This is a genomic window from Ochrobactrum sp. BTU2 (assembly GCF_024539785.1).
Taxonomy (GTDB): Bacteria; Pseudomonadota; Alphaproteobacteria; order Rhizobiales; family Rhizobiaceae; genus Brucella; species Brucella anthropi.
This window is the reverse complement of the sequence record NZ_JAHWRG010000003.1, coordinates 554,040-567,672: the sequence shown is the minus strand read 5'-3', so window position 1 is coordinate 567,672 and position 13,633 is coordinate 554,040. Positions and strand designations below refer to the sequence as shown.

The window sequence follows — 13,633 nt, the reverse complement described above, 5'->3', positions numbered from 1 at the left end:
AGATTATGCTTGAAATATAAGAGGTTAGAGCGCCGATCTGATTGAATCAGATCGGCACTCCAAACGCCCGCTATTCTTCTTTGGTTCTCGGATCAAATCCGGGCCGATTCCGACCAATAACCGAGAAAATATAATGGATATCGTAGACCGCTTTCTAGCCTATACCCGCATCAACACGACCGCTGTGCCGAATGCAGGCAACCTCCCGTCGAGCGAGGGACAAACCGATCTCGCAAAGTTGCTCGCCAGCGAAATGCGCGCCATGGGCATGGATGTTGAAGAGCGTGACCACTCGATCGTTGTCGGCACATTGCCTGCCAATGTCTCGAATGCCGATCAGCAGTTTCCGACGATTGCATGGGTCGCCCATCTCGATACGTCCGGCGAATATACGACCGATACCCGTGCTCATGTGGTCGATTATCGGGGCGGAGATATCCTGCTCAACGAAACGACCGGTGCTGTCATGCGGCTTGCCGAGTTCCCGGAGCTGGAACGTTATGTCGGGGACCGGATCATCGTGACGGACGGCACCAGCCTGCTCGGCGCCGATAACAAATCTGCCATTGCCGAGGTCATGCATGCCATGCAGATCCTGACCACGCATCCCGAAATCGAGCACGGCACGGTCAAGGTTGTTTTCGTTCCCGATGAGGAAATCGGATTGCTCGGAGCCAAGGCGCTCGACGTCGCGTCCCTGAACGCCGATTTCGCCTACACGCTCGATTGCTGTGCGGTTGGCGAGATCGTGTATGAGAACTGGAACGCCGGTGAATTCCGCCTCACCTTCAAAGGCCAGCCAGCCCATCCGATGTCGGCCAAGGGCAAGCTGCGCAATGCCATTCTCTACGCCCAGCAATTCATTGCCATGATGCCGGGCGGCGAACGCCCGGAATATACGGAAGGTACCGAAGGCTATTATTGGGCCAAGGGCATTCAAGGAACAGTAGCCGAGACCAGCCTGATCATCGACATCCGTGATTTCACGAAGGACGGTTACGAAACACGTCGTGCATTCATCGAAAACCTCGCCGCAAGTTTCAACCAGCTTCATGGCGAGGGCACGGTTCATGTAGACTACAAGGCTGTCTACCGGAATGCCGCCGAAAGCCTGCAGGGCGAAAATCGCTACCCGGTCGTGCTTGCCCTTCAGGCCATGAAGGCAATAGGCGTGACACCGACACCGCTGCCGATGCGCGGCGGTTATGACGGTGCGGTGCTGTCCGAAAAAGGGCTGCCATGCCCGAACCTGTTCTGCGGCGCGCACAACTTCCACTCGATTTACGAGTTTCTACCGGTCGGTTCGCTTAACAAAGCCTCCGAAATGGTCATCGAAATACTGAAGAGCGCACGGATAACCGACAAAAGCATTGGTTGATCCGACACAGACATTGAGGAGACGTGAATTCATCTCGTCTCCTCGCTCTGTCTATGCCTTCGGCCACCGGCAAAACGGTTCTGTTTTAGAGCATTTCCTGTTTTGATTGAATCATTAGAAATGCTCTATCTGTTTGTTTTTACGCATGTCTTTATCCCGAAACCGGTTCCCAATTTCGGGAGACATGCTCTAGTATCCTATTGCAGCACCAGCGACGGCACGGCTGTCGATAGCACCGTAGTAGCGGTTGTCGCCACCCTTTTCGATGGCTGCCATATCCTTGCCGCCGACAAGAATGCCAGCTGCCTCGCCCCAGACCGGCCAGTCAGCGTCTTCCCCGACCGTATAGCCCATGCCGGTCAGCAACCGGATCGTATCCGGCGAAAGCGCGTTCGCTTCCATATAGACCCGATCCGGCAGCCACTGGTGATGGATGCGCGGGGCATCGATAGCCTCCTGAATGTCCATGCCGTGATCGATGACATTCATGATCGCCTCAAGCGTGATCGTGATGATGCGCGAACCGCCGGGACTGCCGATGACCATGAATGGCTTGCCATCCTTCGATACGATGGTCGGGCTCATTGAGGACAACGGTGACTTGCGCGGTTCGATGGCATTGGCTTCACCTTGTATGAGACCATAGAGATTGGCCACGCCCGGCTTGATGGTGAAGTCGTCCATCTCGTTGTTGAGAAGAATGCCGGTGCCCTCGGCCACCTTGGCCGTGCCGAACGATCCATTCAGCGTATAGGTTACGGCGACAGCATTGCCGTCCTTGTCCACGATGGAATAATGCGTGGTTTCGTTGGACTCCTTGAATTCAGCCGGTTTCAGCGCCTCGCTGACACCTGCGCGATAAGGATCGATACGACTGCGGATTTCCGCGGCATAGGCCTTGCTGGTGAGCTTCTCGATCGGATTGTCGACGAAATCAGGGTCGCCCAATGCCGTGTTGCGGTCCACATAGGCGTGGCGCATCGCTTCCACCATCAAACGCGTGGTTTCCGCGGAACCATAGCCCAGATAGGAAATCGGGTAGCCCTCAAGCACGTTCAGGATTTCACAGATGATAAGTCCGCCCGAAGAAGGCGGCGGCGATGAGACGATGTCATAGCCGCGATAGCTGCACTTGACCGGTTCCAGCTCACGGACCTTGTATTCTTCGAAATCGGCCTTGGCGAGAATGCCGCCATTCTCCTTACTCGATTTGACAATCAGATCGGCGATATCGCCCTGATAGAAGGCTGCCGGGCCTTTTTCCGAAATGGCCGAAAGCGACTTTGCCAAATCCGGCTGGACAAGCTTTTCACCCAACGGAATCGGTTTTCCGTCTTTCAGGAATATCTTGGCAGCCGCCGGGTCTTTCGCCAGTCTTTCATTGCCATCGGCGAAGGAGAGAATGTCGCCCAGCTCCAGCGTAAAGCCGTCCTTGGCAAGTTTCAGTGCCGGGTCGATCAACTCCTCGCGCTTGCGGGTGCCATATTTTTCGCGTGCTTCCTCAAGGCCAGCCACCGTGCCCGGCACGCCGATGGCGAGATAGGTTTCAGTGCTGGCGCCTTCGACCGGCTTGCCATCCTTGTCCAGATACATGGTCTTTGTTGCAGCAAGCGGCGCACGCTCGCGAAAATCGAGAAAGGTGCTCTTGCCGTCCTTGAAGCGGATCGTCATGAAGCCACCCCCGCCGAGATTACCGGCAGTCGGATAGACAACCGCCAGTGCATAGCCGACAGCGACAGCCGCATCGACGGCATTGCCACCGTTCTTCAGCACATCGATACCGACTTGCGACGCAAGATGCTGGGCCGTAACCACCATGCCATTCTGGCCTTCAGCCGGCGCTGGCGATGCCGCGTAGGCCGAAGGCAGATGGCCTGCAACGGCAATGACAGCGGCAAGGGAAAGCGATTTCAGTCTGTAATGCTGCATGTCTTTCCTCCCATGTGTTCTCCCGGACAGGAGTCCCGACAACAACGTCCGCAATATCTTGCGCAAAAGCAAGCGTGAGAAATTCTATCCAGCCGAACTTGCGGATAGAGCGCTAAGAGATGATAATGCGAAGTATTCGGTTCAGATGCTGCTGGAGTTGCAGCCGAACCCGAAGCCCTAGCCAGTTCCTTCCGGAACACTCTGGCCATTCGGGCTGTATTTCCATTCCATTTCTGATGATGCGATCTCACCTTGCAGGAGAAATCCATGACCTATGCTCAATGCGTATGCGGAAATCTGACAGTAACGCCCCACGGGCCACCACAATTAACGGCACTGTGCCACTGCTTCGCCTGTCAGCGGAGAACAGGTTCGCCATTCAGTGCAAATGCCTTCTATGCGATAGGCTGCGTTGAAATTTCAGGCGCATCGACGGAATTCATTCGGACGGCGGAAAGTGGCCGCAAGGTCCGGATGCATTTTTGCCCGGCTTGCGGCTCGACCGTCTATTGGCTGCCTGATGCGGTCCCTTCCGTAATCGGCGTGGCAGTTGGCCTTTTTGCCGATCCGGCTTTTGCCCAGCCCACCCTATCTGTATTCGAGCAATCGAAGCATGAATGGGTGTTCCTTGATGAAACGATGGAGCACTTTCCACGTTTGCCGGAAAACGACTAGAGCATGTCTCTCGAAAGAGGGAACCGGTTTCGGGATAAAGACATGCGTAAAAACAAACGGATAGAGCATTTCCTATGATCCAATCAAAACAGGAAATGCTCTGGCAGTCTGCTTCCGACAGATCGTCAAACTATTCCGATCATTCTTCTGGAACTTTACGCACCGGTCGTTGCCAGCGTTCGTAGCAGGGTTGAGAAAGTGAGGGAGCGGTTCGCGTCAGACTGGCTGTCGCTGATGCCGTCGTTTCGCGACAGCGACTTGCGGACATTGCTCGGACTATAGCCAAAATGCTGCGTGAATGCCCGCGTGAAATTGGCTGCCGTATCGAAGCCAAACAGCTGCGCTATGTCGGACACCCTGCGGTTTTCGGATGCATCCGCAAGCATCTCATGTGCTGCAAGCAAACGCTTCTGGCGAATATAGTTGAGTACCCCGCCCGAGCCTTCGAACAGCTGATAGAGATGCGTGCGTGAGATGGCGAGCTCCTTGCTCAGTGCATCGGGCGTGAGTTCACGGGACATGAGATTTTTCTGGATGAAGCGTCTGGCCTTGGTCATCAACCCCAGAGAGGCCCCGAGAGACGCATTGTGTTCGCTCGCATCGTTTTCCTTTACCAAAGGGGCGATCGTATCAAATACGATCTGGCGCAGGGCGTCGCGCAGCTCCGGCAGGTCTTCGCTTCTGATATGGTCAAGTCCCGCCTGGATCGTCGATACGAAATCGATCAGCAGCTTGGCGCGATAGCCTCCGAGCGTCGCATTGTTGCACGCTTCCGGCATACCGCCCAGACCGGCGAAATGATCGACCGGAATGATCAGCAGCACCACGTCCGTTGCCAGCGCACGACCGCGAAACGGATAACCAAACGAACGGATATTGATCATGCCGGGCTCGTTTTCCGCCACACGATCATCCACCGCCGTCCATGTGCGACCGCTTCGCAGAAAACTGATCTGCCAGTGATCAATCGGGCTGGAACGAACCTTTTCCGCTGTACGTTCATAACTGAATGGAGGAACAGTCTGTTCTATCAGCAGCATGCCGCGCAGATTCCAGACTTTCTGGGTAACGGCAAAACCGTCTTCGGCGTTCACACCATCCGGCATCCGCACATCATAGAGGGGAGCCACGTGCTGTTGCCATGTGGGAAACTGTGCGCAGGGTTCCAGCTCTTCGGTCGTAAAGACCAGCGGGGTCAGAATATTGGTGCTTCGGGCATCTTCTCCAAGGGGCGCGAGTGGAACGCGCACTGACTGGCGGCGCTCCACAAAATCGGGCTTCAGATCACGCGAGGCCTTGTCGCTCGGGGATGTCACGGCAACTCCCTAAACCAACCCGGAGGCTCGAGGCGCGGTAATGGCGACCCAAGCCCTGCGTTGATAGTAGCATTTGCACGTATAAAATCAAAATAAGCTGGAACACTATCAGCCACGTAACCGTTCAGACCGGTAGCCGACGTTTCCTCTTACGCGCCGACAACCCCGCTTTCCCGGCCTTTTCCCAGATTTGGCCGGAAGTGTCGGAGCGCGCAAAACGGTCTCTGAAATGAGTTAATTGCATCCCATTTGATGAAAATTTTCAGGAAAATCCGGCCAGAATATTAAAACGCGTCCGATAGAAAGCACGGTAATAACAACCGGAGGCAATCGCATGAACAATGTATTTGCATATACTGTGCGCCGCGAAAGCTTGAAATGGGCTGCCGCTATTGTCGTTGGACTGTCCGCTTCATTATGCCTGACGGCAGGCGCCGAAGCCAAGGATGCCCGCAAGCAGAAAAGCGAAACAGTTTCCGTTTACCTCGTCAAGTACAAGGTGAATAGCCAAGCGCGCTACAACAAGCCTGCATCGGCCAAGGTCATCAGGGTTTCCGCCACGCAATATGCGGCCGGCACGCCCTATGTGTGCACGCCGAGCGGTTTCGGGCAGAAATCCCGCTGCTTCATCCGCGATTAGAGCACAATCCGACCGGCGTGAAACTGTTTTCGGAATGCACTCCTTGGCATACCGGCTCGCAAGAACTCCATACAGATCAGCGAGCCGGCATGCTTGCCTGGCGATTATCTCGCCTTGGCTTTCATGATCGCCAGTCCCTTGCTAACACGGTCGCCGCGCAGCAGCTTGGCGGCCTCATCGGTCGGGCGTGGCGGATTGTTGCGGAAGACATACCAGCTGCCGCCCAGTGAGCGCTTCTGATAGATGACGCCATCTTTCTCACGATGGAGGAAGCAGGTCGTATCGCTGCCGCCGCCCATCTTGTTGACCCAATAGGCCTGCAGGCAAAGCTTGCCGCGATTGGTGGCATACCAGCGCCCCTGCCCGTAAGACCACGCCCTGCCTTTCTGCGACCAGGCGATGAAACGATGTCTGTCGGCGGAGAAATAGCCGCCGCCATCCTTCCATTTCCATGACTTACCGGAATAGAGCGCCTCAAGCGCGTCGGCTGACAGCGGTGCAGCCGCCGCAGCCTTGATGGCGATCGGGTCCTCGGTTTTCTGTTTCGGCGCCGCATCGGCAGCGCCTGCCAGAAGAAGTACGGACAGCGCCGCACTTACGGTTCTCAAACGGATCGAAAACATTGTCGTATTCCTGTTCAGACGTTGGAGCATTTCCAGCAAAAATGCGAAGCGGTTTTGCGTGAGGTAAATGCGACATCAATCAAGCGGATGGTTCGCAACCCGCCAGTCAGGCCGCCCGACACCCCGTGGCCACGGATAGACTTCGCGGTCGTTGAAGTAGACGGTCGCAGTCAGTTCCGGAAATTCGGGCTGCGGCTTGTTGGTTTCCTGTGCCCAGGCCCGGACATAGGCGTCGCTTCCTTCATAACCGAGCTCAGCGATAACAATCGGCTTCTTGAAGCCTACCACCCGGTCGTATCCCGGTTTTGTCCGTTCAACGAATGTGGACGCATGTCCCAGTTCCAGCATATCGTAAGGTTCGTAGCCGAACACCGACAGGCCGATCACATCGACATAACCATCGCCCGGATAATAGGCCTCAAGCCCCGCATCTCCCTTCGGCGACCACATATACTTGGCATTCGGCAATGACTTGCGGCAGACATTGACCGCATGCTGATAGGCACGGACGTAACCCTGTGCCGACCAGTAGGACCAGGTGAACTGGCCCGTCTTGTCGTCCATTTCCTGCGCCCAGCGAATGGTCACAGGGCTCTTCAGCTTCGAAGCAGCGGAGCAGACGGCAGCCATGTTTGTATCGTAATGCCCCCGCACGATTCCGCTCAGGAGATCATCCGGTGCAACGCGCCAGTCGCGAGCCCACGACCAGGGTTCGACGGTGATCAGCAGTTCGCGGCCCCGTTCCTGCGCATAGGCATCAGCGGTTGACAGGCTCGTCAGGTCCACATCCTCCCACGGAAGGAACAGATGCTCGATGCGGGAATTGGGATCGTTGGTGAAATCCCCGTGCGGATCATAGGCCCCGAACTTGATGGATTGCGGGGTAATGACCGGGCGCTTGTCGTGGAACATGTTGCGGGTGTCGACATTGGCACCCGAAACACCGCTCGCTGCGTAAACAGCGGTTGAAAGCAGCCCACCGCAAAGAATGGCCGTTGCTATTTTATATGAGGTTTTCATCGCCGCCTCCTTTATTGTACGGGCGATTGGGCAACGGGCAACGCCAGATTCAGCGCTTCCGTTTTGGGCGTTATTGTTTCGATGGAGAGGAGCTTGCGCGCTTCGTCATCCTTGTTTCCGCCAGCATGGCGGAAGACGTACCAGACACCGTCCGGCTCACGTTTCTGATAGATCGTCCCATCGGCGATACGGTGAGAGAAGCAAGTCTTGTTCGGGAAGACGCCCTGAGCCAGATGCCATTTCGCATCGAAGCACATCTGGCCCGACCAGGTGATCCGCCAGCGGCCTTCAGCCCAGGCCTTGCCCTTCTCCCCATCGACACGGGCGGTGAAACGGCGGTTCTGGCTTTCCATCCGGCCAGCGCCGTCAGCCCACTGCCAGTTCTTGTCGCGATAGAGTAGGTAAAGCTCGGCAGGCGTCATCACACGGGCGCCGTCGGGCAAACCATCTACCGGAACCGTTGCCGCTCCAGCCGGTCCACTTAGCCCCGCAAGCAGGACAACCAGCGGCAGGACATATCTGCTCCGATCAGTGTTCCGACCAGATCGGGACCGTTGGCCTTCAAACATCACATGTTTCATTTGAACCTCCCACGACCTTCAGGTTGCGCGCACCCGCCAAGGGTTCTTGCGATTGACGGATGCGCGCGTGCGGCAGAACGTTTGTTGGTCTTGTTTCCTGCCGCAGTTGAACAGGACGGCCGATTGTCGAAATCCGGAAGCCCAGATTCTCGGCAACCGCCGGTGAAAAGACATTGCGCAAGTCAACGAGTACGGCGTCCCGCATGACCTGTTTCATCCGAACGAGATCAAGCTTGCGGACACTGTCCCATTCGGTCACGACCACTGCCGCATCGGCAGTGCTCAGGCACTCGTAAGGGTCGTCGTAAAACTCGACGTCGCTGAGAAGACGGCGCGCATTCTCCATTCCGGCCGGATCGTAGGCCCGGATGCTGGCACCGAAGCGCTGCAAGGTTTCGATAAGCGGGATGGACGGCGCATAGCGCATATCATCCGTATCGGGTTTGAACGTCAGGCCGAGGACGGCAATCGTCCGGCCTTCGACGCTGCCGCCGAGCGCATCCAGCACCTTCAGCGCCATGCGACGCTTGCGCGCTTCATTGACGGTAACCGTTTCCTCGACCAGCCGCAGGGCGACCCCGTGATCCTGCGCGGTGCGCAAAAGCGCTATCGTATCCTTCGGAAAACAGGAGCCACCATATCCCGGCCCCGCATTGAGAAAACTGGTGCCGATACGCTTGTCCAGCCCCATGCCGAGCGCCAGCTCGGTGACATCGCTGCCGACTTCCTCACACAGATCCGCCAGTTCATTGATGAAGGTGATCTTGGTGGCGAGAAAAGCGTTGGCCGCATATTTGATCAGTTCCGATGTCCGGCGCTGCGTGATCACGATTGGCGTCTTTGCGGCCTCAAGCGGTGGAGCGTAAAGGGCGACGAGCGCAGAACGAGCGCGCTCATCTTCCACGCCGATGACGACGCGATCGGGCTCCAGAAAATCGCGGATCGCAACACCCTCACGCAGAAACTCCGGATTGGAAGCAACAGAGAATGTGCCGGGTCGGCGCACCGAGCCGATGATCTTCTGCACCACATCGCCTGTGCCGACCGGAACGGTGGACTTGACCACGACGACGCTATGGTCTTCGATCAGCGGCGCAAGCTCGCGAGCGGCCATATAGACGAAGGACAGATCGGCATCGCCGTGCCCCGCCCGTGCCGGTGTGCCGACGGCAATGAAGACAAGCTCCGCACCCTTGACGGCTTCCGCCAGATTGGTCGTGAAGCTGAGCCGGCCAAAGGCGAAATTGCGTTCCACCAGTTCATCCAGCCCCGGCTCGTAGATCGGCACGATGCCGCGCTCCAGCCGGACAATCTTCTGGGCATCCTTGTCGACGCAGACGACCTCGTGTCCCCATGCCGCGAAGCACGTGCCACTGACCAATCCGACATATCCCGTACCGATGACAGCGATCTTCATAATCGTCGCGCCTTTCCCGCTAGTTCGTTCCACTGGCGGTATTCGTGCGCCAGCGTGGATTGAAAATTGTCCTGTGGACGTCGCGTCCGCCTACACCGGCACCGGCAACCGAGAAGCGGTCGTCAAATACCGTGAAGCTTTTCGTGCCCCAGCTCAGTGCCTCGATGCCGTCGCGTCCGCGCTCGACAGTGGTAAAGCCGGTCAGCGCGACCAGCGCCGTAAAACTGCATGCCATTGCCGGTCGATAGAGGCGGCTCGTCATCCGCACGTGATTTTCGCGTGTGTGCTGGATCACGATCATCGCCATCAGGAACAGGTAGAAACACGCATTGATGATGGCGAAGATGAAGAAGCCTCGTGTCTGATCAGCACCGCTGACCAGGAGGACCGGCAGAATGGACAGACCGGAGATCAGCGCATAGGGCGCGATCACCCGCAGTGGCACCGGATCGACCTCGGATGAGCCTTTCGGCGTGACACGAAAATCGACAAAGGAACCGGTCAGCCAGTCACGGAAAGCTGCGAAGGTTCCAGCCAGAACCCAGGGCCACCGCGCCAGCAGGAACAGCATCGCTTCCCAGCTGAAAATCCTGCCGTCGACAGGGCGGAACGTCTTGCTCGACCGCCACCAGAATGCCAGCGCCAAAATCACGAGCGATTGCGGCATGAAGTGCATCAGGAAAGCGGGATAGGTAACGCTGACGAAATTATCACCATAAGCCAGAATGGCTATCGGCAGAACGAATGTCAGTGCCAGAAAGAAAGCATAGAGAGGATACCAGAGCTGCGAGAACAGAAACTGGATCTTCAGGCGCAGCGGCAACCGTCCGATCAGCTTCGGCGTATATTGCAACAGGATCATCACGAGGCTGCGCGACCACTGGAATTCCTGCGTCACAAGATCGGCGAAGGTGCGCGGACCGTCGCCATGGGCGATGGCATCCAGCGCGTGAACACCCCGCCAGCCATGCGCGTTCATGAACAGGGTCGTGGAATGATCCTCGGCCAGTTCCGGCCCAAGACCGCCGATCTCCTTCAGCGCTGCCGTGCGTACCGCATAATGAGAGCCGATGCAGACTGGGGCAAAGCCGCCGTTGTAACCGGCCTGCAGCGAGCCATGCATGCTGGCTTCCACATAGAGACGCCCGCGGGCCGACCAGCTTTCATGCGCATTGCGATCACAAATGCTTGGCGCGGAAACATAACCGACAGCGGGATCAGCGAAGGGCCGCAGCATATTGAAGAGATAACCCGGCTCAGGCACATGGTCGGCATCGAGCTGCGAGACGAAATCATAGCGCTCATAGCCATAGTGATCGTAGAAGAAGGCGAGATTGCCTTCCTTGCACCGGGTACGGCGCGGCCAGGTCTGCCGATGATAGTCGGCACGGCCCTTGCGTGTGGAAACGAACACGCCATGCTCACGGCACCAGGCAAGTGTCGAGGGTGAAGGGTCCTCATCGGCAAGCCATGTATCGTGCGGCACATCCTGCGCCAGCATGGCGCGCAATGTTTCAGCCACCACCTCGAAAGGCTCAGACGGAGCCTTGGTGACGACCATGGCGACGCGGCTTCCGGCGGGGATGCGAAGCGGGCCGGTCGGGCGCGCTGCGTGGAAGAAAATAGTGATGAAATAAAGCGGCAGGATCGTGATCCAGGCCAGCAGCGCGGTCACCAGAATGGAGCCGAGCAGATGATTGTGCTTCGCGCTGATGAACCACCATTGCCAGAAATAGGTGATGGCGAGCGCCCACAGGATGATGCCCACCACATATTCCACCCGCTTGCGGCCAGTGAAGATGGGCGCCAGCAATGGTTCCCTTTCGCCGTTGTCGCCGTCAATGGCCGGATGAAATTCGCGCCGTGTCATGTCCGCATCTCCAGACCAAAGAAGGGCGCAGCCGTGCGGATGATCGTGTCGAGATCGGAATGGAGCGTGCGAAACCCAAGCTTCGCTGCCGCTTCAGCCGGGTCGGCATAAAGCACCGGCGGATCGCCCGCCCGGCGCGCGCGCATTTCGACAGGCACCTTGCGTCCGGTAAGCCGGTCTATCGCATCCACGATTTCCTTGATGGATGTTCCGCGCCCGGTTCCCAGATTAAGGACCAGATTGCCGCCGCCATTCAGCAGATGCTCGACCGCAAGCACATGCGCCCGTGCCAGATCGACCACGTGAATATAATCGCGAATGCAGGTGCCATCCGGCGTATCGTAATCATCGCCGTAAATTTCGAGGCAATCTGCGGTTCCAGCGGCAGCCAGCATGGCGCGCGGTATCAAATGAGTTTCGGGATCGTGCTTTTCGCCCAGTTCGCCATCCAGATCAGCGCCGCAGGCATTGAAGTAGCGCAGTGCCGCATAGGGCATGCCATAGGCTGCCGAATAATCGGCCAGCATATGTTCCGCAATCAGCTTTGTGCGTCCGTAAGGGTTGATCGGATTCTGCATTTCGCCTTCGCGGATCGGCAGCACATCCGGAATGCCATAGGTGGCGCAGCTCGACGAGAAAATGACCGGGCGTTCACCTGTCAGGCGGCTGGCCTCCAGAACGGACTGGATGCCGCCGACATTGTTGCGATAATATTTTGCGGGGTCCGTGACGGATTCACCCACATAGGCCGAAGCCGCAAAGTGGATGATGGCAGCCGGATCGAAGGTCCTGATAGCAGCGATAAGCTGTTCCTGCGAAAGCGTGTCGCCCTCGACAAACTTGCCCCAGCGCACGGAAGACCGGTGACCCGTCGACAGGTTGTCATAGACGACCGGCGAGAATCCGCTCTTGTGCAGAAGCTTGGCGGTATGGCTGCCAATGAAGCCAGCACCACCGGTGACGAGTATATTTTGCCGGGTCATCTCGCCACCTCGAAGAGCTCGCCCGATGGTCTGACCAGCTGGCGTTCAAAATAGGCGATCGTCTGCTTCAGCCCTTCGACAAGTGCAATCTGTGGTTCCCAGCCAAGTTCACGCTTGGCGAGCATGATGTCCGGGCGCCGCTGGCGCGGATCATCAGTTGGCAGCGGGCGATAGACGATGCGCGAGGACGAATTTGTCAGCGCAATGATCTGCTCGGCCAGCTCACGCACAGTGAATTCGCCCGGATTGCCGAGATTGACGGGCTTCTGAACCTGACTGCTCATCAAGCGGCTGAAGCCTTCGATCAGGTCATCGACATAGCAGAAGGAACGGGTCTGCGAGCCGTCGCCATAGATGGTGATATCTTCGCGCTCGAGGGCCTGAACGATGAAGTTCGACACGACACGACCATCGTCGGGTCGCATGCGCGGGCCATAGGTGTTGAAGATGCGCACGATACGGATGTCGACGCCATACTGCTTGTGAAAATCGTAGAACAGCGTTTCGGCCGAGCGCTTGCCTTCGTCATAGCAGGACCGGGGGCCGAAAGAGTTCACATTGCCCCAATAGGCTTCCGGCTGCGGATGTGTTTGCGGATCGCCATACACTTCCGACGTTGAAGCCTGAAAAATCCGAGCCTGATAATGCGCGGCAAGTTCGAGCAGATTGAGCGAGCCAATGACGCTCGTCTTCATCGTGTGCACCGGATCGGCCTGATAATGTGGCGGCGATGCGGGGCATGCGAGATTGTAAATCTCATCCACCGGCAGATCGATCGGGTTGACAATATCGTGACGCACGAAGCTGAACGTGTCGTAGCGCAGGAGATTGCGCAGGTTCTCAAGCCGCCCTGTCGAAAAATTATCGACGCAGATGACGAAGTTTCCTTCGTTCAAAAGACGTTCGCAAAGATGAGAACCGAGAAATCCGGCACCGCCTGCTACAAGAATGCGCCGTGTTGACATGCGCTCTGCAGATATACCCGATGATCTGAAGTTTATACTCACGAGAACCTCCAACGCTACTTCTTCACTTGCGTGATCCGGCAAAAAGCAAAGAATTTCCCTCAACGCACCCGAATAGAAGCGCGCCGGTCGGTGTTTTTCGATTGCTTTACTAGATGATTGAAGATAGCCGGGCTGAAGTCTTGAGTCGTTAGCGTAGAATCCGGAATCTTATCCTTGCGTCCATTTTTGAAATG

12 protein-coding genes are annotated in these 13,633 nt (G+C 57.1%); 3 read left to right on the top strand and 9 right to left on the bottom strand.

Going from position 1 to position 13,633, the window contains the following annotated elements:
- Nucleotides 1-133 precede the first annotated feature (133 nt).
- A complete protein-coding gene (pepT, locus tag KWJ32_RS11550; RefSeq protein ID WP_012093681.1) occupies nt 134-1,378 on the top strand; it encodes a peptidase T in 1,245 nt (414 codons plus the stop codon).
- 189 nt (nt 1,379-1,567) lie between these two features.
- Here the strand turns inward: pepT and ggt are convergent, their stop codons facing one another.
- On the bottom strand, nt 1,568-3,307 hold the full coding sequence (gene ggt / locus KWJ32_RS11545) for a gamma-glutamyltransferase (protein ID WP_151610134.1): 1,740 nt from the start codon (nt 3,305-3,307) through the stop codon (nt 1,568-1,570).
- Nucleotides 3,308-3,574: 267 nt separating this feature from the next.
- Here ggt and KWJ32_RS11540 point away from each other — a divergent pair, with 267 nt between their 5' ends.
- Nucleotides 3,575-3,982 (top strand): GFA family protein, encoded by a 408-nt coding sequence (locus KWJ32_RS11540; protein WP_125301087.1) that lies wholly within the window; start codon nt 3,575-3,577, stop codon nt 3,980-3,982.
- A 155-nt stretch (nt 3,983-4,137) separates the two neighbouring features.
- Here KWJ32_RS11540 and KWJ32_RS11535 read toward each other — a convergent pair whose 3' ends face one another.
- Complete coding sequence (locus KWJ32_RS11535) at nt 4,138-5,298, bottom strand: AraC family transcriptional regulator (protein WP_151610135.1); 1,161 nt, start codon at nt 5,296-5,298, stop codon at nt 4,138-4,140.
- 334 nt (nt 5,299-5,632) lie between these two features.
- Between KWJ32_RS11535 and KWJ32_RS11530 the strand changes: the two genes are divergently transcribed.
- Complete coding sequence (locus KWJ32_RS11530; protein WP_010660582.1) at nt 5,633-5,938, top strand: hypothetical protein; 306 nt, start codon at nt 5,633-5,635, stop codon at nt 5,936-5,938.
- A 104-nt stretch (nt 5,939-6,042) separates the two neighbouring features.
- On the opposite strand, the gene KWJ32_RS11525 is transcribed toward KWJ32_RS11530, so the two are convergent.
- The 7 genes from KWJ32_RS11525 to KWJ32_RS11495 form a co-directional block, all read right to left on the bottom strand.
- Complete coding sequence (locus KWJ32_RS11525) at nt 6,043-6,561, bottom strand: DUF995 domain-containing protein (RefSeq protein WP_012093686.1); 519 nt, start codon at nt 6,559-6,561, stop codon at nt 6,043-6,045.
- A 75-nt stretch (nt 6,562-6,636) separates the two neighbouring features.
- On the bottom strand, nt 6,637-7,581 hold the full coding sequence (locus KWJ32_RS11520) for a glycoside hydrolase family 26 protein (RefSeq protein ID WP_010660580.1): 945 nt from the start codon (nt 7,579-7,581) through the stop codon (nt 6,637-6,639).
- Between the two features lie 11 nt (nt 7,582-7,592).
- Nucleotides 7,593-8,162, bottom strand: a complete 570-nt coding sequence (locus KWJ32_RS11515; protein WP_151610136.1) for a DUF995 domain-containing protein — start codon at nt 8,160-8,162, stop codon at nt 7,593-7,595.
- Nucleotides 8,143-9,579: a UDP-glucose/GDP-mannose dehydrogenase family protein gene (locus tag KWJ32_RS11510; protein WP_256885981.1), complete on the bottom strand. Its 1,437-nt coding sequence runs from the start codon at nt 9,577-9,579 to the stop codon at nt 8,143-8,145. The genes KWJ32_RS11515 and KWJ32_RS11510 overlap by 20 nt, the downstream gene beginning before the upstream one ends.
- A 19-nt stretch (nt 9,580-9,598) precedes the next feature.
- Nucleotides 9,599-11,449 carry a cellulose synthase catalytic subunit gene (locus tag KWJ32_RS11505; protein WP_010660577.1) on the bottom strand — a complete coding sequence of 617 codons (1,851 nt, stop codon included), beginning with the start codon at nt 11,447-11,449 and terminating at the stop codon, nt 9,599-9,601.
- Nucleotides 11,446-12,432, bottom strand: coding sequence for a UDP-glucose 4-epimerase GalE (gene galE / locus KWJ32_RS11500; RefSeq protein ID WP_012093688.1), 987 nt, complete (start codon nt 12,430-12,432; stop codon nt 11,446-11,448). Before galE ends, KWJ32_RS11505 begins: the two co-directional genes overlap by 4 nt.
- Complete coding sequence (locus KWJ32_RS11495; RefSeq protein ID WP_080514364.1) at nt 12,429-13,397, bottom strand: UDP-glucuronic acid decarboxylase family protein; 969 nt, start codon at nt 13,395-13,397, stop codon at nt 12,429-12,431. The genes galE and KWJ32_RS11495 overlap by 4 nt, the downstream gene beginning before the upstream one ends.
- Nucleotides 13,398-13,633: the final 236 nt, after the last annotated feature.